Here is a 22142-nt window from a genome sequence, read left to right as displayed (position 1 = left end):
TCATGACTGTTGAACATGAATGTAATCTTTGCGGCAGCCATGCGCTGACCGAGTTGATCGATTTCGGTAGCCACCCGGTTTCGAAGCACTATCTGGAAAGTCCGACGGAGCAGCCTCCGGTCTGGCCTGTGCGGCTGTTTTTCTGTGACGATTGCGGTTTGACGCAACTGGTCGATTCTTGCCCTCCGGAGATACTCTATGCCAATTACGTGACGATCAGCGCTTGGAAGTTCCAGCCGCACGTATCGCACCAGATCAACATGATCAAGGCGCTGAAAGGTATTGCATCGGATTCCAAGATTATTGAAATCGGCTGCAACGACGGTGAGTTTTTGCGTGAAATGTCTGTTGCGGGATTCAAGAACACCTTTGGCGTCGAACCGGCGCAAGACGCTTTCGATCTGGCAATCGGCAAGGGCATCGACGTGATGCAAGAATTCCTGACGCCTGAGCTGGCTAAAAGCATTGCCGCTACGCGGGGGCAGTTCGATCTGTTCTTGACCAGGCAGAACCTTGAGCATATCAGCGATTTGCGCGGTGTCGCCCAATCGATCCAAACTTTAGTAAAGCCGGGTGGATACGTACTGATAGAAGTGCCGAATTTCAGCTGCAACCTGCGCTGCCAGGATTACAGCCTGTGGGAAGAGCACGTCAATTATTTTACGCTCGACACACTCCGTCATTTCATGACTCTGGCAGGCGTGGAGATGATTCATGACGAAGTCTTCGTGTTCAGCGGTGAGGGAATTTTTGTACTGGGCCGCAAGGTGGAAAGCGTACCGTTGTCGCTTGATTACCTGCCCGCGCTGCGTCAGCAAAACATGGATTACGCTGCCTACTGGCCTACGTTCAAGAGTGATGTGAACAATTATCTTGGCGACCTGAAAAAGGCTGGCAAAAAAATTGCCGTTTATGGCGCAGGCGCACGTGTTTACTGCTTGCTCAATTTTGCAGACATGGCGGGCAATATCGATATCATCGTCGACGATCAACCTGAGAAACAGAACAAGTTCATGCCGGGCGGTCGACTGCCGGTGAAGCCGAGTGATGCGCTGTATGACGACTCCATTGATGTTTGTTTGCTGGCCGTTAATACCGAAAACGAGGAAAAAGTACTGAAGAGGCATGCAAAATGGATAAGCGAAGGCGGCCAGTTCTGGTCTGTGTTGCCGCCAAGCTACCGTTTGTTGCCGGTCTGGAAAGAACATGTTTGAGGAAGAGCGCAAATATCGATTTCAAAATGCCGAAGTCATTTATTCGGATCTTGAGATAGTTACTGCGTCGCGCGCGGACATCGATCATCTGGAAGAGCTTTCTTCCAGAAATCCGCGCAACCGGATTCGTTTGTGCGCGCACAATTCGCCCGAAAACACATTGCACGAAATGCTCATTATTCATGAGCGCAGTGCTTATGTCCGCCCTCACAAGCATCCCGGTAAATCCGAGTCGATGCATGTCATCTCGGGGCGCGTCGATCTGGTCGTATTTGACGATGCGGGCGAAGTGACGCAAGTCATTGAGATGGGCGACTATGCATCAGGACTGGCATTTTACGACCGGGTCGAAATGCCGATATTTCACACGCTGATCATTCGCTCCGACGTGCTGGTATTTCATGAAACGACGAACGGTCCGTTTCAGCCCGGCACGACGGTGTTTCCCGATTGGGCGCCCGATGGCAGCGACGTCGCTGCCGCAGAACGCTATATCAGAGATCTCGATCAACGAATCCATTCTTTATCAGGAAAGTCATGAAGCAGATAATTCATCGACGCACGGACTGCCGTGCATGTGCCAGCAAAGATCTTGAGCTGGTTTTTGCGCTGAAGCCGACTCCGATTGGTGACGATTATGTCAGCCAAGATCGCGTGAATGAAGTGCAGCCGAGCTACCCGATCGACCTGTTCATGTGCAAACAGTGCGGTCTGGCTCAGATCACTGATGTGATTGATCCCGATGTGTTGTATGGCAGCTATATTTATGTGACGCAAAGTTCATTCGGACTCAGTTCGCATTTTCAAGCCTATGCTGAGCATGTCGTGCAGCGTTGCCAGGTTGCGCCAGGCTCGCTGGTGATGGATCTTGGCTCCAATGACGGCACGTTGCTGCGTTCCTTCAAAGGATTGGGGATGAAAGTTCTGGGTGTCGAGTTCGCCGCACATATTGCCGAGCAGGCAACTGCCAGCGGCGTCGAAACCATCGGCAAATTTTTCGAACACGATCTTGCCAAACAGATTGTCGCCTCCCATGGTCATTCCCGCGTCGTCACGGCAAACAATGTATTTGCCAACATCGACGACCTGCGCTCCTGGGTCGACGGCATCAGCGTACTGCTGTCAGACGATGGAGTATTCATTTTTGAAAGCTATTATCTGGCTGATGTGATCGACAACATGGTGTTCGATTTCATTTACCACGAACATTTGTCGTCATTCTCGGTCAAGCCGATCCAGGCCTTGTTTGCCAGCGTCGGGCTGGAGTTGGTGGTCATCGAGCGCGTTGCTACCAAGGGCGGTTCGCTGCGTTATTTTGTTCAGCGTCCGGGCGGTCCGATGCAAAAGGACGGTTCGGTGGCGCAGTTGCTGGCTGAAGAAGAAAGCAAGGGGATCTATCGCAAGGAAACTTATGATGTTTTCGCGGCGAAAATTGATGTACTGAAACAGCAGACCTTGGAATTCTTGAAACAAGCCAAAAAGGATGGAAAGACAGTCGCAGGTTTTGGTGCATCGATCACCGGCACGACTCTGATCTATCATTTCGAGATTGGTGAGTACCTCGATTATCTGGTTGACGACAATCTGGCCAAACAGGGACGGTACAGCCCCGGCCTGCATCTGCCGGTTCTGCCGTCGTCTGCAATTTACGAGCGCAAGCCGGATTATGTACTCGTGCTCGCATGGCGTTTCGCCGAGACCTTCATGCAAAAGCACCAAGCCTATCTTGATCAGGGTGGTTGTTTCGCAGTGCCGGTGCCGGAATTCAGGATAGTCCGGAATGGCTGACAAGCATTACATTGTTGTCGGAGGCACGCGCGGAACCGGGCGTGCCCTCGTACAGCATTTGCTCGATGCCGGCTATCGGGTATCGGTGTTCGGGCGCAACCACGCAGCAGAGCCAACGCCGTCACGCCTGGGCCTTCATACTGTGGATGTAAGCGATGTTGGTGCATTGCGTTCTGCGCTGGATCTGGCCGTGGATATGCACGGAAAAGTAAGCAGCATCGTTTTCATGCAGCGCAATCGCTCGTCGACGGATGCGTTTGAAACCGATTTGTCGGTGGCGCTGACGGCGACCAGAGTGGCGATTGACCATCTGCTCGAGCGTGCCTACTTCAGCGAAAACGAAGCCGGAAACGGCATCGTAATGGTCAGCTCCATCGCAGACCATTACATCGCGCCGGAACAGGATCTTGGCTACCACGTCAGCAAAGCGGGCTTGGTGCAATTGGCGCGTTACTATGCCTTGCAGCTTGGTCACAAAGGCATTCGCGTCAACGTTGTGTCGCCATGTGTGGTCATCAAAGATGCGGCGCAGGAATACTATAAGCAGAACGGTTGGATTACGGAACGGTTTGAGCGCTTCATACCGCTTGGCCGCGCCGGTAAATCGCAAGACATCATCAATGCCATCATGTTTCTTGCAGGCGATCAGGCTGCCTATATTACCGGTCAAAATATTGTGGTCGATGGCGGATTGACGCTGCGAAGCCACGAATCGATTATCAGAGATTTTCCCAGGACAGGACAATGACGGAAAAAATGTACGAGTACTATGCGGCGCAGAAGGTGCAGCCGACTTACGCAGATTTCAGTGGTGACGCTGAATTGTTTAAATATGCAAAATTGCGTAATGACGTCTTTTTTCGCATGTCGTTGCCGCCAGCAATGTTCCGAGACAAGGATGTGCTCGAATTCGGGCCGGATACCGGCGAAAATTCACTGGTGTTTGCACAATGGGGGGCGAACGTCACGCTGGTGGAGCCGAATAAAGAAGCACATCCTTATATCCAGCGCTATTTTTCGAAGTTCAAACTTGAGTCGAGTTTGAAGGAAATCGTTGCGAAGTCAGTGCTCGATTTCGTGCCGGAAACGCAATATGACATTATTGATGCGGAGGGCTTCATCTATACGGTGCAGCCGACCAGCTCGTGGATTGCCAAATTTCACGAATGTCTCCGACCCAATGGCTTTGCCATTGTTACCTATATGGAGACATATGGCGGTTTCGTAGAGTTGCTGCTCAAAGCGCTGTATCAGACCGTGATTCGCGGCGGCGCCTTTGCACATGGCGTGGATACCGCCAAACATCTGTTTTCTCCTAAGTGGGATAGCATTCCGCACACGCGCAAAATCGAATCATGGTTCATGGATGTGATCCAGAACCCATTTGTGCGGGAAAAATATTTTATCGATTCAGCCCAGCTCCTGCGAGAAATGCATGATGGAAAATTCCGTTTGTATTCTTCTTGGCCGAATTACAAAAACGTTCTTGCAATGAGCTGGATCAAGGGAGCATATTCCGCAAAGCAGGATAACGATGCCGCGATTGCCTATATCGAACAAAGCAGACTCAGCCATTTCCTGAGCACGCAATGCTTGCTGCCTGCACCATCTCCGACTATCTCAAGTGGATTGACTGAACTCGTAGGTATCGTCGATGGCTTGATTGACGAGGCTTCCGAAGATGGCTGTCAGCGTGCGATTGCAATTTTGGACGAACTGCTCGCGAGCTTGGCATCAGGTCAAATCATCACATCGCAAGCTGACGCGACCAAAGCAAAAAATATTTTGACGATGATCAGGGCGGCATTGACTTTGATCAAGAGTGCAGATGTTGACAGCGTGATCAAGTTCTGCCGCGAAGACAAGATATTCATCGAAACGTGGGGAATGCCGGCGCACCACGGTGTATTCCAGAAAATGTCTTAAGTATTGCGGCAATGAAAGTAAAGCGGAGCGTTTATCGCTCCGTTCGCAGTTTCAGATATAGTAAATGTCAGCATATTGGCAGGCGTTTTTACCTAACAGGTTGGGCATTTTGAGCGATATTTCGTCGATAAATCATAGCGTCATTCGTGACATCAAAAACGTGACTGCCAGCGGCAGGCGCGTTGTTTTTGTGGCTGGCAACTTTAACACCGTCCATCCTGGTCACCTTCGTCTGTTGCGATTCGCGGCGGAATGCGGTGATTGTCTTGTGGTCGGCGTCGCGAACGACGATGTTGAAGGAGTGTTGCTTCCGGAGCAGCTTCGACTCGATGGCATCAAGGCGATTGGATTTGTCGATTTCGCTTTTGTCATGCATACCTCCGTTGAAACATTGATCAGCGATCTGAAGCCGGCAGTGGTTGTTAAGGGGGGAGAACATGAATCGCATTTCAATCCGGAGCAGGCCGCTGTCGATGCTTATGGTGGGAAGTTGCTGTTCAGCTCAGGTGAAATGCGTTTCTCTTCAATGGATTTGCTCAAGCAAGAGATTTTCGAACCGAATTTGTCTTCCATCATTCGCCCCACTGATTATCTGGAGCGTCACGGTTTTTCCATGGCTGATTTACGCGCGATCATGGCGAAGTTCAAGGGCTTTCGGGTAACCGTGCTGGGTGACCTGATTGTTGACGAATACGTGAACTGCGAAGCGCTGGGAATGTCGCAGGAGGATCCGACTTTGGTCGTGACGCCAATCCAGAGCCAGCGGTTCATCGGCGGGGCCGCGATCGTGGCTTCACATGCACGAGAGATGGGTGCCGAAGTCAATTATTTTTCAGTATCTGGTGCCGACGCGTCCGCCATATTCGCGCGGGACAAATTACATGAGTATGGTGTAACGGCCTCGGTATTCGAAGATGACAGTCGTCCCACTACGTTGAAACAGCGTTTTCGGGCTTCGGGCAAGACCTTGTTGCGTGTCAGTCATTTGCGTCAGCATGAACTCGAGCAACAGTTGGCGCGGCGCTTTGTGGAATCGGTGAAAGCAGCTCTGAAGTCATCCGACCTCCTGATTTTTTCAGACTTCAATTATGGTTGTCTGCCGCAGTCGGTCGTCGACGAGATCAGTGAGGAATGTCGGCGCCGGCGCATTCCGATGGTGGCCGACAGTCAATCCTCTTCGCAGATGGGCGACGTGTCCAGGTTCAAAGGAATGATGCTGTTGACGCCCACCGAGCGCGAAGCACGACTTGCCGTGCGCGATTACAACGCGGGGCTGGTGGTGCTTGCGGAAAAACTGCGAGAGAAATCACAGGCAGCAAACATTTTACTGACTTTGGGAGCGGAAGGCATTATCGCCCATGCTTCCTCAGTCAATCCCGACGAATGGCTAACGGATCGATTGCCTGCCTTCAATACCTCACCTAAAGATACGGCTGGCGCAGGCGACAGTTTATTGACTTGCTGCTCCATGGCGATGGCGGTGGGGGCTGACATATGGCAAAGCATGTATCTGGGGTCGATTGCGGCCGCGTGTCAGGTAAGCCGGGTCGGTAACATTCCCTTATCGCAGCGTGACATGGCGCAGGAACTTGCGGATTAGAGATGCGTGCTTTGCTTCTGGCTGCGGGCCTCGGGACTCGCTTGCGCCCCTTGACCAACTATTTGCCTAAATGCATGGTGCCTATTCATGGGCGTCCTCTGCTCGACTATTGGATGGAAATCCTGGTTGGTCATGGTATTGATAAAGTATTGATCAATACTCACTACATGCCGGAACCTGTACTACGTTTCTTGGAGAGTAGCAGCTGGATGCCATGGGTTACCCTTGTGCATGAGCCGGTATTATTGGGAACCGGCGGTACGGTATTGAAAAATCGGGATTTCTTTGAAGAGGAAGCCTTCTTAGTTGCACATGCAGACAACCTGACCATCTTCGACGCAGAGGACTTCATCCGAGCACACAGCCTGCGTCCTGCAAATGGCGAAATGACGATGATGGTGTTTGAGTCAGATGATCCTCAGTCGTGCGGTATTGTTGAACTTGATCAACAGGGGCTCGTACACGCGTTCCACGAGAAAGTCGCTTCTCCCCCGGGCAATCTGGCCAACGCCGCCGTTTATATTTTCGAGCCGACGGTGCTGAGCTTATTGGAAGACCAAGGGAAGCCGGAGATTGATCTGAGTACGGAGCTGATTCCACGGCTGATTGGTCGCATCAATACTTATAAAAATGCCAGCTATCATCGGGACATCGGGAGCATCACAAGTTGGCGAGAGGCCAATCGTAGCTTTCCCGTCCTTCCCGCAAGTCCGCAGAATGCGCGTGCTTGGTCTGAGGTATGTGAGGCAGAGGGCAGTGCTCTTTGCGTCGCCGTCGACAATCTTCTAAGTTGAGAGCAGGTTTTTCTTGACCGGTTGTCGATCTCAACCTGTTCGCGATCAATGTAAATGAATTGCAACCGAGTAATCGGATGTGTCGCTTTTGTTTGGTAAAAGGGAATACTTGATGCCTATTTTGCATCACTTGTTGTATTGGCTTGGCAAATTGACTGGTACGATCATTATCTTGCCTCACCCTATCGCCATTGGTAATTTTGGCGAAGAGTTGTACTACGGTTTGCTGAAGGCGCGGCGCGAAAAAAAGAAACTGGTGGTGCTGTTTCCTTACGAACTGCCCGGTTTGTTGCGCCTGAGGATTCCAAACCGGGAAATGGCTCATCTTCAATCGGAGTACAGGGCATTTCTTCCCTCCAATCCCCTTTATCCCGTGTGCTGCGTGTTGATTACGCTATATTTTGGTTTTTTTCGCGGCGTACATATCATTACCAATAAGTACTGGGGCATTCAGCTTAGCGAGTATTCGCGCATACCGATGCTCGGGCAAGAACTGCTCTGGAAACCCAAACTCGTTATGCAATCCTTTTCATGGGACGTTGTTAGAGCCTACGAATGGGATAAGCAGACCAAAGAAAATTTGGAAATATCATTGTCCAAGAAGCGGCTTGCAATTGCACAGCGTCAGCGAATTCAAATGGGATTGCCTTCTGACGCCTGGTTTGTTTGCCTGCATGTCAGGGAAGGCGGCTATTACAATGACTACCAGACCGTTGAGCGTAACGCGACCATTGACAACTATATTCCTGCGATAGAAGAAATCACCAGGCGCGGTGGCTGGGTGGTGCGTATCGGTGATGACACCATGAAGCGTCTTCCCAGCATGCCACAGGTTATTGATTATCCCTTTACGCCGCAAAAAAGCGAGTTGATGGATCTCTATCTCCTCAAGGAGTGCCGCACCTATATAGGAATGCAGTCCGGTATTCTCGACATCGCTATCATGTTCCAACGACCGATTATCCAGACCAATATGTATAGTTGGCTGTTGGGATATCCGCAAAAAGAGCGCGATGTGGGAATACTGAAGCACGTCTATTCGAAGTCGGACAAACGCTTTCTCGCACCGATGGAGTGGCCGAAAACTCCATGGGCGCAGCATGCGTTCCACCCTCGGGATAACTATGTGTTTTATGAAAACACTCCGCAGGAATTGCGTCAGATCGTAATAGAGTTTTTTGACCAGGGTGCTGACTGGACTCCAAACGACGCGCAATTGGCGTTCAATGCAACGCGTTGGGCGGCGGCCGTCAAGAAATTGGAAACGCCCATGGGTTCGGAGCGGCAGATTGACGATGTTCATGCCCGTTATCGATTGGCGACTAGGTTATCGACGGCGCAAGGCGTGTTGGGTGCCGACTTCCTGAAACATTACGCGGCAAGGCAGAATGAGATACTGTCAGAGCAGCATGCAGAGCCTGACACCATAAAATAAAACATTTGATCCTGTAGACATTCACCACATACTCATCAAGTCGTTCAATATGAAAATACTAGCCTTCGCTCCGCATTCCGCAATCTGGGTTCACGCTTTTCCGGAGGCGTTGGTGGCGGAAGCATTGAAGAAGAGTGGCCATGAGATTGTCTACGTTTCATGCGGCGGCCAGTTCAATGCCTATTGCATCCCGATGAGTGCTGCAGGCGTGGCTATTGATGCTTCATCGGCGGACAAAGACCAGGTTTGTAAAAAATGTACGGCCCACAGAGATATTATTCGTAGCGGGTTTAGTTTTTCCGGTCCGGATGTCATCGACGTGATTACGGATGAAGATCGTGTGGCAGTGGCGCAAGTGTTGTCCACACTGACCCGTCACAACTATATCGATCTTGAATTGGATCAGATACCGGTCGGCCGCTACGCGTTATATGAATTCCTGATCAATCACAAAAAAGATTCCGTGGTGCTGACCGAGGCCGAGTGGCAGAGATTCCAGCCGGAACTCACCAACGCGTTGTATGCGTTTTACGCCTGTCGTCGACTTCTTGATGACGAAAAGCCCGACAGAGTGATGGTCTATAACTCGTTCTATTCGGTCAATCATGTTTGTTGCGAGCTGGCTGCCCAGCGTGGAATTCCGCATTACTTCATCCACGCCGGCAACAATCTGGCCAACCGCATGCAAACTCTGTTTGTTACCCGCGGCTATACCATTGCAAGCTGGAACAGAAATCCCCATTGGAATACCTATCGGGAAATACCTTGTTCGCAAGCGTTGCTGTCGACGGTGACGGAACATGTGCTGGCGTTGTTCAGCGGCCTGGATGTATTTGCCTATTCGGCGCCCCTGGCGAACAAGGGGCATGATCTGAAGTCCAAATTCGGAGTCCGCCCGGGGCAAAAGGTGCTGATGGCGACAATGAGCAGCAGCGATGAACGCGTTGCCGCCGAAGCGATCGGCGTACAGTTTCCCGACAATGAATGCCAATTCCCGACCCAGGTTGAATGGGTCAGCGCCTTGATTGATTTTGCCCGGGGCCGTCCGGATCTGTGCCTGATTTTGCGGGTGCATCCGCGCAACTTCCCGAATCGCCGCGAAAAGGTCAAATCTGCGCAAGCGGAAGTGCTGGAAAAAGTGCTGCAGGATCTGCCTGACAACGTTCGCGTGAACTGGCCTGCGGATCACATATCGATTTACGATCTGGCTGAGATTGTCGATGTTGTGCTGAACGGCTGGTCGAATGCTGGTAAGGAAATGAGTTTGCTGGGGCTTCCTGTTGTCTTGTATTCCCCTCATTTGGTAACATCTCATCCCTCCACCCTGAACTACGTTGGCGCTACGAGAACTGAATATTTTTCGCAGATCGAACGGGCTCTGGCCGACGGCTGGAGTTTTGAGAATATTCGAAAGGCCTACCGCTGGTGCGCATTTGAATATGGCCGCTCGCTGATCGATATTTCAGAAAGTTTTCCGAAGCGTTCTCCGCTCTCGACCAATTTTGGCGCGCGAGTGGTGCGTCGCCTCGGACGCGCCGTTTCACCGTATCGTCAACAGCACGTAGATATCAGAAACAGGGCAGGCGAGCTTAAAGCCCAGGCGCTCATCAACAAAGTCATCAGCAATGGCAGCGGATCGCTATTGGATGAAGTCGATGTTGCTGCTCAAGAGCAGATCACAGTCGCGCAAGAAACAACTTATCTCAAAAATGAGATCCGTCGGCTGGTCGGCGCGATGTACGGCGACAAGGCCGAGATGACAAAAGGCGGACTGAGTGAAAAGCTCAGAAGTATCCTATGAATTTTCTCTTTTCCTATATCGGGCCGAGGCGTGTCGGGAGATTCATTGCGGTGGCCTTGCTGTTGTCGGTGTTTGATCTTGTCGGCATCGCCGCAATCTTTCCTTACCTCAAGGTGATTTCGGAGCCGTCATCCATACAATCAAGCCGAGTCCTGAGTTGGGTTTATCAGCAATTTGGCTTTACCGGTAATACACTGTTCTTGTACGTGCTCAGCGCCGGCATGCTGGTGTTTTTTACCGTCAAGGCGGGTTTGTCTTTATGGCTGAACAGATCGCAGTTGAAAGGACTTGCTGAGCTTGCTCATGAACTGACCAGCGACCTGTTCGGCAAGCTGATGCGTGCCAGGTACGATTTTTTCCTGCGTCAAGCTCCTTCCGAACTCGTGGGCATGAACTACACATATTCATCCCAGGTGGCGATGTGTTTCCAGGCATGGCTGGGAATCGTGGCGGAAGCGATTTTTTTCGGCCTGTTTTTTTGCGTCTCGTTTTATTTGCAACCGCTCGCCACGGGCATCGTCTGTCTGACAGTCCTGCTGGTCGGCGCGGCACTGTATTTCCTGATCATTAAAAGGATCGTTCGTTACGGCAAGGAGCAGGCGCGTGTGGACGGTTTCCGTTATCGCTGGTCTTTCGCGACTATTTCCAGTATCAAGGATGCGAGAATCATGGGGCTCGGCGACATGTTCCTCGCTCGCACCGTAGAGTTGTCGTCAGACACGAAAAATATCGCATGGCGCAATGGTTTTGCGACATCCCTTCCGCGCTTTACGATTGAATACGTCATCATCGTCGTATTCGTCATTGCAGCTGCGATGTTCGTCGAATCAAAAATGAGCATCGAGAACATGTTGCCGGTATTCGGCCTGATGGCTTTGTGCGCCATGCGCGTCCTGCCGGCATTCGGCCGGTTTACGGCGTACTACAGCGGGTTCAAATACTCAAAAACCTATCTGGACAAGCTGCAGGTGTTTTATGAAGAATTGCGTTCGGCGCACCAAGATGTCGTCTCGGTCGAATTGCCTTTCAACAATAGCTTGACGATCCGAGATCTCGATTTCAGTTACGGCGAAAAACAAATTCTGCGCAACCTCTCGATGACGATTCAACGTGGAAGTTCTGTCGGTATCGTGGGCGCTTCCGGGTCGGGTAAAAGTACGCTGCTGGACATCATCACCGGGTTGCAGGAAAAGGCATCCGGGCTCTTTTTGCTGGATAAGGAAGAAATCGATCCTTATTCCACAAACGCAATCCGACGTTACGTGGGCTATGTCCCGCAACAAATCGCATTGATTGATGAGTCGATCGCTTTCAACATTTCTTTTTCGCATGAGTACGATGCAGAAAAAATCAAGAGGGTACTCAAAGTCGCGAATCTCGATGTATTCGTGAACTCTCTGGACGATGGTATGGACACCTTCGTCGGCGAAGCCGGCGTGAGATTGTCAGGCGGGCAGCGGCAGCGTTTGGGAATCGCTCGAGCCTTGTACAGAGATCCCGAGATCCTCATTTTTGATGAGTCTACCAGTGCCTTGGACAACATCACTGAAAAAGAGCTTTCAGATGAAATACTGGCGCTTGCCGGCAATAAGACGTTAATTATCGTCGCTCACCGACTGACGACGGTCATGGGTTGCGACGTTATTTACGTAATGGAGCATGGTAAAATCGTCGCCAGCGGTACGCATGATGAGTTGATGCGGAATTCGCCTCTGTATCGTGCCATGCAGCATCCAGGGCAGGCTGTCGATGTCGACGAAGCAATGCCGTTATCCGAATGAGATGACGCCCGCCCGGTGCGATACTCCATGGAACAGCAACGACGCGCGTCGTCTTTGAATGCCGGGCATGCCCCGGGCTTTCCAACGCCATAGTCCGGATTTCATGCGGCGTATCTACAGTGGGTTCCCGATCCGGACAGTTTTCCCAATAAAAGCAACGTACAGTGATGCCCGCACTCAAAAAAATCAAAACCTGGCTGTTCAAATTCCGCATGCGCGTTACCGACGGCTACGCGTTGTCTTCCTATTCGCAGGAAGGTGAGGACATGGTGTTGCGTCGCATATTTGAAGGCAAGAGCAGCGGATTCTATGTGGACGTCGGCGCTCATCATCCCGCTCGTTTTTCGAATACAAATTTCTTCTACCGACGCGGATGGCGCGGTATCAATATCGAACCGAACCCGGATGTCGTCGCGATTTTTCGTCGCGACCGAAAACGAGACATCAACCTGCAGCTCGGCGTTTCCGATCGGCCGCAGATGCTCAAGTATCATTTTTTCAATGATCCGGCGCTCAACTCATTTGATGAGGAACTGGTTGCACAGCGACTCGCCAATACACCTTATAAAGTCATCGGCTCGGCAGACGTCCCTGTTCAGCGTCTGGATGCAATACTGAACCAGCATTTGCCTGCCGGAACGGCGATCGATTTCCTGACTATCGATGTCGAAGGTCTGGACTTCCTGGTGCTGCAGTCTAACGACTGGACGAGATATCGTCCGGTTTGCGTACTGGTGGAAGCGCTGGGAACCAGCATGGAAGATGTCGCGGGAAGTGAAATATACGAATTCATGAAGAGCCAGGGATATCTGTTGTTCGCCAAGACGTACAACACGTGGATATTCCGAACTCCGGACAGTGTGTCCTGAGACCGCCAAGAGTCCTCGCGTGACCTCCCTTGCCCCCATCGCCTTGTTTGTCTATAGCCGCACGGATCATACCCGCAGGACGGTTGATGCACTCAAGCGGAATCTGCTTGCGGCAGAAAGTGACCTGATTGTCTTCTCGGATTGTGCAAAAGGGCCGGGGCATGAAGCCGCTGTTGCTGAGGTGCGGAACTATATAAGAGGCATACAAGGTTTCAAATCTCTTACTATCGTTGAGCGCGACAGGAATTTCGGACTTGCCGAATCCATTATCGACGGCGTCAGCAGATTGTGCGACCAATACGGCAAGGTCATCGTCCTGGAAGATGATCTGGTCACTTCTCCTTATTTCCTGAAGTACATGAACGATGGCCTGGATGAATATCAATCACAGGAGTCCGTGATCAGCATTCATGGTTACATCTACCCTACGGGCAGGGAGTTGCCGGAGACTTTTTTCTTGCGCGGGGCCGATTGTTGGGGATGGGCGACCTGGAAGCGTGGATGGGATCAATTTGAGCCCGATACGGAAAAATTGTTGCGTGCTTTGCTGGAAAAGAGATTGGGCAGGTCTTTCGATTTCGGCGGTAGCAACGATTACATGGGGATGCTGAGAGATCAGATTTCCGGAAGAGTCAATTCTTGGGCAATCAGGTGGTATGCCAGTGCGTTTCTGGCCGATCGGCTGACGCTGTATCCGGGCGTCAGCCTGGTGCAGAACATCGGTAATGACAATAGCGGAACGCATTCCGAAGCAACGGAGCAATTCAAGGTCAAGCTGGGAGATCGCATGCTTCGCGTAGGCGGTATTGCAATAGAACAGAATACAATGGCGTGGAATGCCGTCGCAGCCTATTTTCGACGCCATCGGCGCCCTCTGTGGCGTCGTATCGGCGCTAAAATCAAGAAAACCTTACAGCGCAGCCTGGCCGGCATTGCTCGCTGAAAGATTGCATTGAATGCCAATTCAACAAGCGCAGTATATATATGAACAGCTCATCTGAATTTCAAAAGAAACGTGTCCTGATCACCGGCGGCCTGGGCTTCATCGGCTCCGCCCTGGCGCGTACGCTGGTGGCTGCCGGCGCTGAAGTCACGCTGGTCGACAGCCTGATCCCCGAATATGGCGGCAACCTGTTCAATATCGAACCGATCAAGGACAAGGTCCGCATCAACATCACCGATGTGCGCGACCCATTCGCGATGGAATACCTGATCAAAGGCCAGGAATACCTGTTCAATCTTGCGGGGCAGACCAGCCACATGGATTCCATGCACAACCCGCACACCGACCTCGACATCAATGCGGCAGCGCAGTTGTCGATTCTGGAGGCGTGCAAGAAACATAATCCGACCATCAAGATTGTCTTCGCCAGTACGCGCCAGCTGTACGGCAAGCCGGAATACCTGCCGGTCGACGAGGCGCATCCGATACGTCCGGTGGACGTCAACGGCATCAACAAGCTGGCCGGCGAGTGGTATCACATCCTTTACAACAACGTCTACGGCATCAAAGCCACGGCGTTGCGACTGACCAATACCTACGGTCCAGGTATGCGCGTCAAGGATGCGCGGCAGACCTTCCTGGGAATCTGGATGCGCAACCTGGTGGAAGGCAAGCCGATTCTCGTCTTTGGCGATGGCTTGCAGCTGCGGGATTTCAATTATGTCGACGACGTGGTCGATGCCTTGCTGCTCGCTGCGATCAGCGAAAATGCCAACGGCGAGATATTCAATCTGGGTAGCAGCGAAGTCGTCAACCTGAAGGATCTTGCTGCGCAACTGGGAAATATGCATCCCGGCGGCCGTTACGACATCGTCCCGTTCCCGCCGGAGCGCAAGGCAATTGATATCGGCGACTACTACAGCGACTTCGCGAAAATCAGGAACGCGCTCGGATGGACGCCGAAGATCGAACTTAAGCAGGGACTACGGTTATCGCTGGACTACTATCTCCAGCACCACAAGCACTATTGGGAGCAAGCGCAATGATCTTGATGAACGACTTCAAGGCCGAGCCGGAAGAATTGATTCGCCAGCAGTTGGCTGCGGCGGAGCGCGTATTGCGTTCCGGGTGGTACATCCTGGGCAAGGAAGTGAAAGACTTTGAGGCGAGCTGGGCCAGGCGCTGCGGCGTAGCCGACGCTGTGGGGGTCGCCAACGGCATGGATGCAATCGAGATCGGCATGCGCGCCCTGGGTATCGGCGCCGGCGATGAAGTGATCACCACGCCGATGACGGCGTTTGCAACCGTGCTGGCAATCCTGCGTGTAGGCGCCACACCGGTCCTGGCCGATATTGAGCCAGGCACCGGCCTGCTCAGCATCGACAGCGTCGCGCGATGCCTGTCGTCCAAGACCAGAGCTGTGTTGCTGGTGCATCTGTATGGCCAATTGCCCGATATGGATGCCTGGACGGATTTCTGCCGCAGCCGGAACATCCTGCTGCTGGAGGATTGCGCGCAAGCGCATCTGGCGGAATGGAACGGCCGTGTTGCGGGGTCTTATGGCGCCTTCGGCGCTTACAGTTTTTATCCGACGAAAAACCTGGGCGCCGTCGGCGATGCCGGTGCGTTGATCACCACCGATGCCGCGCTTGCCGAGCGCGCCAAAGTGATTCGCAATTATGGACAGAGCGAGCGCTATCATCATCCTGAAGTGGGCTTGAACAGCCGCCTGGATGAGCTACATGCGGCCATGTTGAGCGAGCGTTTGAAGTGGCTGGATGATTTTACCGAGAAGCGGCGCAACGTGGCGCGCCAGTACTACGAGCAGATTGCCAATCCGCAGATCACCGTGCTCGACAAGCCGTTGCAAGAGCGTAGCCATGTGCACCATCTGTTTGTCGTGCGATGCGCTGATCGCCAGCGCCTGGGCGCGCACCTGACGCAGGCCGGGATTGCCAATCTTTCGCATTATCCGATCCCGGTGCACAAACAGCCGCCGTGCGCAGATGTGCGCCTTGATCCGGCGGGATTGGCCGCGGTCGAACAGCATGCGGCGACGTGCCTGTCGATTCCCTGTCATCCGCAGATGTCGCAATCGGACGTCGCGAAGGTCGTTGAGGCGGTGAATGCATTTCACTGAAGACAAAGAGTGCTTCGTCACGCTGTTCGACAGCAAATATCTTCCGATGGGAATGTGTTTGCATCAGTCGCTGATGGAGCACGCCCAGCCGTTTCATCTGTGGATTGTTTGCATGGACGATCTGGCAGTGACGCAATTGCGCCAATTGAATTTGCCGCATGTCACTTTGCTCCCTTTGGCGGAGGTGGAAACAGACGCGCTTCTGGGCGTCAAGCCCGGCCGCTCAAGAGGAGAGTACTGCTGGACGCTGACGCCCTTTACTCCGCAATTCGTCTTCGATCGCGAGCCCGCCGCCCAGCGGGTGACCTATCTTGACGCCGACCTTTTCTTTTTCGACAGGCCGTCGATCTTGCTCGAGGAGTTTGCGCGCAGCGGCAAGGATGTATTGATCACACCGCATGCGTACTCCCCCGAATACGATCAATCGGAAACCAGCGGTATTTTTTGCGTGCAGTTCATGAGTTTTCGGCGCACCGAAGGCGGCCTGGCTGTGATGCGGTGGTGGCAGGAGCGTTGCGTCGAATGGTGTTTTGCGCGATTCGAGGATGGCAAATTCGGCGACCAGAAATATCTGGACGACTGGCCGCAGCGCTTTCCCGATCAGGTCCATGTGCTCAGGCAGGTTGAGAAAACATGGGCGCCTTGGAACGTCAGGCGCTTCCTCGCCGAAGATGGCGCAGCGAAGCCGGTGCTCTACCATTTCCATTCCCTGAAGATTCAGTCGCCCAGCAGGATTCATCTGTACGGCGGTTATCGCATCGGCGCGGGAAGATGGCTTTATGATCGCTATCTCGATGCCATGATCGGCGTGTACGGCGTGCTGCGGCAGCATCGGATGCCCATTCCGTTCATCGCTCCGGTCGTTCAGCGCTTCCAGTGGTTGCGCAATCTCAAGCACTGGCTGCTGAGGACATCGACCTATCACCATATGGCGGATCACAATCGCTGACGTTGGATCGCATAAGCGTCAGAAAAGTAAAATAATATGCTCAAACGCAGCCCGGCCGGACCGGGTGAGGTTGAGCAGACGTGGACGGGAGCAAAGGTGCTAAGACATTTCATGAATTTTTTATTATGGTGCCTGCCTCCATCACGGATGTTTTCGTTCAGAAATTTCTGTTTGCGGCTGGGCAACGTGCAACTGGGGCAGGATGTATCGGTCTGCGGACGGGGCTGGATTTATGGCCGGGGCCGGCTGGAGATCGGCGATGCAACATGGCTGAGTCCCGGCGTCGTTTTCTATACGCATGCCGATGTCGCCATCGCAATCGGGAGCCGCTGCGATATCGGGCCGGCGGTAGAGTTTGTCACCGGCAGCCATGAAATCGGCGATGCAAATCGTCGCGCCGGACAAGGTACGGCGGCGGGCATTGTGGTTGGTGATGGTTGCTGGATCGGCTCCGGCGCCAGAGTACTGGGAGGGGTCAGCATCGGCAATGGCGCCGTCGTCGCCGCCGGCGCAGTTGTCACGCGCGATGTCCCCGCCAATGTATTGGTGGCCGGCGTGCCTGCCCGGGTCAAGAAAGAGCTCGCGTGAACCGGCATCGTTTCTTTTTTGTCTGCAATGCGTTTGACGACCGCACGCGTACTGAACGCGGGATCGTGACCGACAGTCCAGCCGCTTCCCGCAAAATCTTCAAACTTTCGGGCGCCTTGCGCAAGACCGGCGTGCGTGCGACCGTTATCAGCATGGGGCGCGGCAAGCAGAACGGCAGCCGTGCTTACTTTCCGGGAAAGATTGCGCGCGTCGACGGCGTCCCTGTCATCTATCTGCCGTTCATTCATTTTCCCGTCTTGTCGGAGTTGCTGTCGCTGCTGGCGTTCTTGCCGGTCATCTGGCGTTTGCGCCGCAAGCCGGGGAAGAAAACCGCACTTTTCTATAATCGGCTCAGCGCCTATTTGCCCGCGCTCTGGCTGTCCCGCTTGCTGAACTTCAATACGGCGCTTGATCTGGAAGACGGCGCGACCACCGTGCAAGGCATGTCGCTGCAGGCGCTCAAGGCCCGGCTGTTGCAGCGGGTGTTCGACGCGTGCTGCACCGGCGGCGCTTTGCTCGCCTGCGATGCCCTGGCGGATACCACCAGTTTGAGGCCAGTCCAGTCATGTTATGGAACCGCGGATATTGCGCTTCCAAAAGAGGAATGGATGACGGCATCGTCTACCTTCCTGTTCGGGGGGACGGTGTCGGCAGATACCGGGGGGCTGATGCTGATCAGCGCCATCAAAAAAATCCGCGCAACCGCACCGCCTTGGGCATCGCGCATGTGCATAGAAGTCACCGGAAAAGGCGATTGCCTGGAATTGCTGAAAGAGCTGTCGCACGACGAGACTGCGCCGACGGTGACGGTGCATGGTCGCACGACCGACATGCAATATCGCCAGATCCTGGAGCGGGCGCGTGTCGGCCTGGCGCTCAAGCCCAACGAGGGCGCGCTTGCCAACACGACCTTCCCGTCCAAGGTGATCGAATTCGCAAGCAACGACATTTTGGTGTTGTCGACCGACATCAGCGACGTACGCAAGGTGCTGGGCGACGGCGCCGTATATCTCGAGAGGGACGATGCCGATTTGCTGATTGAGAAATTCCGCTGGATTGTCGAGAACGGCCCCGCCGCACGATCGATATCGCTGGTCGGCATGAAAGCGGCGGAAGCGGTTTGTTCGGAAGAGAACGTCGGCCGCATGCTCAATGCATTCCTGTTCCCGCAGCCGCCCGGGAGCATTGCGTGAAGATCGTCTGCTGGCATCCCGTGCTCACGGATCACCAATCCTATACCTGGGAAGCGTTGCAGCAGGCCGGCGTATCCGACTTGCAGATTTTTACGCTGGAAAAAGAACATGCCGAGCGGCAGGCGCAAGGATGGGTCAATCGTCATGCCGCAGCCATGCCCTCGGCCTTGATACCGCAGACAGGATGGTTCGGCTTTGCCTTGCGCCAGTTGCGGGAACGCCGGGACGCGGTGCATCTGTTCGGCAGTCCTTTCGAACGCCCGCGGTTGATGCTGGTGTTGCTGGCGGCATTGTGCATGAGGCGTCGCGTATGGCTCATTTCGGAACCGTACTCGCCCATTTCCACCGGCTATCAGAGTGATAATCTTCCTTTGGCAGGCAGGATCAAGGCGGCGCTGCGCCCCTTGGTCTACAAGATTTACGGGGCGCTTCTAAAGCGCCGCATTAACGGCATCTTGGCGATTTCGCCGCTCGCAGTCAGCCAGTACGCCGGGATCGGCATCGCGCCGGAAAAAATCTATCCGTTCGCCTACTTTGTTCCGCGCCTGCCAGATGTTCCGGCTCCGACGGCGGACCTCAACGCATCGCCGCTGCGCCTGATTTTCATCGGCACGCTGATCGCCCGAAAAGGGATTGACGTATTGCTGGATGCAATCGCTGCACTGCGGCAGGCCGGCGTGACCGTCCATCTGGACATTTACGGACCGGGCGACGGCGGGCGCTTCGATGAGCAAGACGCGTGCGTGCGCTATCGTGGAACGATTCCGTTTGGCGAGGCGCAGCGCGTGATCGCGGGATACGACTTTCTCGTACTGCCGAGTCGCTACGACGGCTGGGGTGTCGTCGTCAATGAGGCGCTGCTGGCAGGCGTCCCGGTCATTGGCAGCGACGCGGCAGGCGCCTCGGCTGTCGTGCGCAAATGGCGCTGCGGGCGTGTGTTTGCCAATGGCGACGCCGGCGCCTTGGCCGGCATACTGCGCGATCTGTCTGCGGATGGAACCGATCGCACCGTGCTGAAAGAGGCCGCGCGCTGCGCGGGAGATGCGCTTGATCCGCATGTCGCCGGCCGTTATCTGTTCGCAATTCTTGCCGGCGACGGCAAAGGCTCTGCACCACAATCTGAATGCCCTTGGTATGACATCTGATCCTGTTCCTCATTCGCCCGCGTCGCCGCAACCGGCAAGGATCCACTTGACCAACGTGGTCGGTCTGGGCGCCGTGCAGTTGCTGAAATCATTGCTGCCGCATCTCGAAGCGCAAGCGGATTTCAACGTCACCGACGTGTATCTGCCGGCCAAGGGCGATCTGGCTACTCATGTCGCGGTCAATCCGCTGACCGTCTCGCATCGGACAAGGCGCTTTCTGCCGAACGCCATATCGCGCGTGCTGGAATGTACTTCGTTCGGGTTTCGATATAGCGGTCAGGCGCCATTGCTGGTGATGGGCGATATACCGATTCGCTGCAAGACGCGTCAGACCGTATTTGTGCAGACCCCGTTGCTCACGGGGAGTGCCGGCACAGGGCAGCGCGCCGGCGCAATCAAGTATTGGATAGCAAGAAAACTATTCAAAAGCAATATTCGCTACGTCTCGCGCTTCGTGGTGCAGACGGAGGCGATGAAGATCAGCCTTGAGCAGACTTATCCTGAGATAGCGGGGCGTGTTCATATCGTCGGGCAGCCGCCTCCGGAATGGTTGTTGGCGGCGAACCTCAAACGCGACCGGCCCGTGGCCGACGTGCAGGACGGGATGCGCCTGTTTTATCCGGCAGCCCATTACCCGCACAAGAATCACAGTTTGCTCGGCCGGTTCGGCTCTTCGCCTGACCCGGACTGGACGGTCCGCCGGCTGACGCTGACGATCGCGCCGGATGCACATCCGAATCCGGCGCAGCCGTGGATACAATGCGTCGGTCGCCTGTCTGCGCAGCAGGTGCTGGACGCCTACAGGGAAGCGGATGCCTTGCTTTTTCTTTCGCAATCGGAGAGTCTGGGCTTCCCGCTGATCGAAGCCATGTGGATCGGTTTGCCGATTGTGTGTCCGGATTTGCCGTATGCACGCGTCTTGTGCGGCGATCAGGCGATCTATTTCGATCCTGCCGATGCAGAGTCATTGCGCGCCGCTATCGGCGATCTTCACCGCCGCCTGCAAGATGGCTGGTGGCCGAACTGGGAAAGCCGGCTTGCCGCCATCCCCTCCAATTGGGATGAAGTCGCACATCAGCTGCTGCAACTCGCCGCCGGCGAAGCATGACAGAGATCGTCCGTATCATTGATTGACTGCGTTTTTTAAAGGCATTGCCCAGTGAAAGTATCCATCATCACCGTTTGCTACAACAGCGAGAAGACGATCCGCGACACCATTCGCTCGGTGCTGTCGCAAGACCACGGCGACATCGAATATGTCATCGTCGACGGCGCATCCAGGGATGGCACCATGTCCATCGTCAACGAATACAAGGATCGTCTGGCGGTGGTCATCAGCGAACGCGACCAAGGCATTTACGATGCGATGAACAAGGGGATCGCTGCTGCATCAGGCGAGATCGTGGGAATTCTCAACTCCGACGATTTCTACGAAGGAAACCATGTCATCTCGGATATGGTGGCGGCTTTCAAGCGCGATCCGCAGCTGGATGTGGTGTTTGGCGACGTGGTGTTCGTGCAGCCTGAGCAGTTGGACCAGATTCGCCGGCACTACCGCGCAGGACATTTCCAAGCCTGGAAACTGCGTTTCGGCTGGATGCCGCCGCATCCGGGGACTTTCATCAAACGCGCTGCGTATGCGCGGGTCGGCGGCTACAGTCTGCAATACAAAATTGCGGCCGACTACGAGATGTTCGTGCGGCTGCTGCATGTGAACAAGTGCCGATACCAGTGGATCAACCGGGTCATCGTACGCATGCGGCTGGGCGGAGTAAGTACGGCAGGAATTAAAAGCAGCATTCTGCTCAATCAGGAAATCGTGCGGGCTTGCCGCGCCAACGGTCTGTACACCAACCTGTGCCTGGTGCTGTCCAAAATCCCCTTCAAGTTGACGGAACTGGTGCGCCGGCCCGCGCCGTAGCAAATGCGCGATGCCGGAAACAGGGGTGTGAGGCCTTTCTACAGGCGGTTTTTGA

General features: G+C 54.1%; 20 protein-coding genes. All 20 read left to right on the top strand.

Annotated features, from left to right (window positions below; genetic code table 11):
• The first annotated feature begins 2 nt into the window (after positions 1-2).
• The gene (locus tag AKL25_RS21195) at positions 3-1214 is read left to right on the top strand and encodes a class I SAM-dependent methyltransferase (RefSeq protein WP_050479700.1); all 1212 of its coding nucleotides are present in this window, start codon (positions 3-5) and stop codon (positions 1212-1214) included.
• Positions 1207-1755, top strand: a complete 549-nt coding sequence (locus tag AKL25_RS21190; RefSeq protein ID WP_050479699.1) for a WbuC family cupin fold metalloprotein — start codon at positions 1207-1209, stop codon at positions 1753-1755. The genes AKL25_RS21195 and AKL25_RS21190 overlap by 8 nt, the downstream gene beginning before the upstream one ends.
• On the top strand, positions 1752-3002 hold the full coding sequence (locus tag AKL25_RS21185) for a class I SAM-dependent methyltransferase (protein ID WP_050479698.1): 1251 nt from the start codon (positions 1752-1754) through the stop codon (positions 3000-3002). Before AKL25_RS21190 ends, AKL25_RS21185 begins: the two co-directional genes overlap by 4 nt.
• Positions 2995-3750 carry an SDR family NAD(P)-dependent oxidoreductase gene (locus AKL25_RS21180; RefSeq protein WP_050479697.1) on the top strand — a complete coding sequence of 252 codons (756 nt, stop codon included), beginning with the start codon at positions 2995-2997 and terminating at the stop codon, positions 3748-3750. The genes AKL25_RS21185 and AKL25_RS21180 overlap by 8 nt, the downstream gene beginning before the upstream one ends.
• Complete coding sequence (locus tag AKL25_RS21175) at positions 3747-4928, top strand: class I SAM-dependent methyltransferase (RefSeq protein ID WP_050479696.1); 1182 nt, start codon at positions 3747-3749, stop codon at positions 4926-4928. The genes AKL25_RS21180 and AKL25_RS21175 overlap by 4 nt, the downstream gene beginning before the upstream one ends.
• Positions 4929-5037: 109 nt before the next feature.
• Complete coding sequence (locus AKL25_RS21170; protein WP_240475818.1) at positions 5038-6528, top strand: PfkB family carbohydrate kinase; 1491 nt, start codon at positions 5038-5040, stop codon at positions 6526-6528.
• A 2-nt stretch (positions 6529-6530) separates the two neighbouring features.
• Positions 6531-7322, top strand: coding sequence for a nucleotidyltransferase family protein (locus AKL25_RS21165; protein ID WP_050479695.1), 792 nt, complete (start codon positions 6531-6533; stop codon positions 7320-7322).
• Positions 7323-7434: 112 nt separating this feature from the next.
• A complete protein-coding gene (locus AKL25_RS21160; protein ID WP_157050723.1) occupies positions 7435-8757 on the top strand; it encodes a TIGR04372 family glycosyltransferase in 1323 nt (440 codons plus the stop codon).
• Between the two features lie 49 nt (positions 8758-8806).
• Positions 8807-10558: a hypothetical protein gene (locus AKL25_RS21155; RefSeq protein WP_050479693.1), complete on the top strand. Its 1752-nt coding sequence runs from the start codon at positions 8807-8809 to the stop codon at positions 10556-10558.
• Complete coding sequence (locus AKL25_RS21150; RefSeq protein WP_050479692.1) at positions 10555-12339, top strand: ABC transporter ATP-binding protein; 1785 nt, start codon at positions 10555-10557, stop codon at positions 12337-12339. The genes AKL25_RS21155 and AKL25_RS21150 overlap by 4 nt, the downstream gene beginning before the upstream one ends.
• Positions 12340-12506: 167 nt before the next feature.
• Positions 12507-13208: an FkbM family methyltransferase gene (locus AKL25_RS21145; RefSeq protein ID WP_050479691.1), complete on the top strand. Its 702-nt coding sequence runs from the start codon at positions 12507-12509 to the stop codon at positions 13206-13208.
• A 19-nt stretch (positions 13209-13227) separates the two neighbouring features.
• The gene (locus AKL25_RS21140) at positions 13228-14151 is read left to right on the top strand and encodes a glycosyltransferase family protein (RefSeq protein WP_050479690.1); all 924 of its coding nucleotides are present in this window, start codon (positions 13228-13230) and stop codon (positions 14149-14151) included.
• A gap of 41 nt (positions 14152-14192) precedes the next feature.
• Complete coding sequence (locus AKL25_RS21135; RefSeq protein ID WP_050479689.1) at positions 14193-15197, top strand: NAD-dependent epimerase/dehydratase family protein; 1005 nt, start codon at positions 14193-14195, stop codon at positions 15195-15197.
• The gene (locus tag AKL25_RS21130; RefSeq protein ID WP_050479688.1) at positions 15194-16291 is read left to right on the top strand and encodes a DegT/DnrJ/EryC1/StrS family aminotransferase; all 1098 of its coding nucleotides are present in this window, start codon (positions 15194-15196) and stop codon (positions 16289-16291) included. The genes AKL25_RS21135 and AKL25_RS21130 overlap by 4 nt, the downstream gene beginning before the upstream one ends.
• Positions 16278-17240 (top strand): hypothetical protein, encoded by a 963-nt coding sequence (locus AKL25_RS21125; RefSeq protein WP_050479687.1) that lies wholly within the window; start codon positions 16278-16280, stop codon positions 17238-17240. Before AKL25_RS21130 ends, AKL25_RS21125 begins: the two co-directional genes overlap by 14 nt.
• 36 nt (positions 17241-17276) lie before the next feature.
• Positions 17277-17828 (top strand): acyltransferase, encoded by a 552-nt coding sequence (locus tag AKL25_RS21120; protein ID WP_205627291.1) that lies wholly within the window; start codon positions 17277-17279, stop codon positions 17826-17828.
• Between the two features lie 65 nt (positions 17829-17893).
• The gene (locus AKL25_RS21115; protein ID WP_240475817.1) at positions 17894-19021 is read left to right on the top strand and encodes a glycosyltransferase; all 1128 of its coding nucleotides are present in this window, start codon (positions 17894-17896) and stop codon (positions 19019-19021) included.
• Positions 19018-20166, top strand: coding sequence for a glycosyltransferase (locus AKL25_RS21110; protein WP_050479685.1), 1149 nt, complete (start codon positions 19018-19020; stop codon positions 20164-20166). Before AKL25_RS21115 ends, AKL25_RS21110 begins: the two co-directional genes overlap by 4 nt.
• A 55-nt stretch (positions 20167-20221) precedes the next feature.
• Positions 20222-21274 carry a glycosyltransferase gene (locus tag AKL25_RS21105; protein WP_240475825.1) on the top strand — a complete coding sequence of 351 codons (1053 nt, stop codon included), beginning with the start codon at positions 20222-20224 and terminating at the stop codon, positions 21272-21274.
• 51 nt (positions 21275-21325) lie between these two features.
• Entirely contained in the window at positions 21326-22087 is a 762-nt protein-coding gene (locus tag AKL25_RS21100) for a glycosyltransferase family 2 protein (RefSeq protein WP_050479683.1), read from the top strand.
• The last annotated feature ends 55 nt before the right edge of the window (positions 22088-22142 follow it).

Source organism: Herbaspirillum rhizosphaerae (genome assembly GCF_001189965.1).
GTDB lineage: Bacteria > Pseudomonadota > Gammaproteobacteria > Burkholderiales > Burkholderiaceae_D > Herbaspirillum > Herbaspirillum rhizosphaerae.
Note: the sequence above shows the minus strand (reverse complement) of the source record. Positions and strands in the feature narration are given on the sequence as shown.

Bases quoted from the DNA above. Each gene is read 5' to 3' on its own strand.
- AKL25_RS21120 (WP_205627291.1), top strand. From the start codon at position 17,277: ATGCTCAAACGCAGCCCGGCCGGACCGGGTGAGGTTGAGCAGACGTGG.
- AKL25_RS21195 (WP_050479700.1), top strand. From the start codon at position 3: ATGACTGTTGAACATGAATGTAATCTTTGCGGCAGCCATGCGCTGACC.
- AKL25_RS21185 (WP_050479698.1), top strand. From the start codon at position 1,752: ATGAAGCAGATAATTCATCGACGCACGGACTGCCGTGCATGTGCCAGC.
- AKL25_RS21135 (WP_050479689.1), top strand. From the start codon at position 14,193: ATGAACAGCTCATCTGAATTTCAAAAGAAACGTGTCCTGATCACCGGC.
- AKL25_RS21190 (WP_050479699.1), top strand. From the start codon at position 1,207: ATGTTTGAGGAAGAGCGCAAATATCGATTTCAAAATGCCGAAGTCATT.
- AKL25_RS21155 (WP_050479693.1), top strand. From the start codon at position 8,807: ATGAAAATACTAGCCTTCGCTCCGCATTCCGCAATCTGGGTTCACGCT.
- AKL25_RS21160 (WP_157050723.1), top strand. From the start codon at position 7,435: ATGCCTATTTTGCATCACTTGTTGTATTGGCTTGGCAAATTGACTGGT.
- AKL25_RS21125 (WP_050479687.1), top strand. From the start codon at position 16,278: ATGCATTTCACTGAAGACAAAGAGTGCTTCGTCACGCTGTTCGACAGC.
- AKL25_RS21180 (WP_050479697.1), top strand. From the start codon at position 2,995: ATGGCTGACAAGCATTACATTGTTGTCGGAGGCACGCGCGGAACCGGG.
- AKL25_RS21165 (WP_050479695.1), top strand. From the start codon at position 6,531: ATGCGTGCTTTGCTTCTGGCTGCGGGCCTCGGGACTCGCTTGCGCCCC.
- AKL25_RS21130 (WP_050479688.1), top strand. From the start codon at position 15,194: ATGATCTTGATGAACGACTTCAAGGCCGAGCCGGAAGAATTGATTCGC.
- AKL25_RS21145 (WP_050479691.1), top strand. From the start codon at position 12,507: ATGCCCGCACTCAAAAAAATCAAAACCTGGCTGTTCAAATTCCGCATG.
- AKL25_RS21150 (WP_050479692.1), top strand. From the start codon at position 10,555: ATGAATTTTCTCTTTTCCTATATCGGGCCGAGGCGTGTCGGGAGATTC.
- AKL25_RS21175 (WP_050479696.1), top strand. From the start codon at position 3,747: ATGACGGAAAAAATGTACGAGTACTATGCGGCGCAGAAGGTGCAGCCG.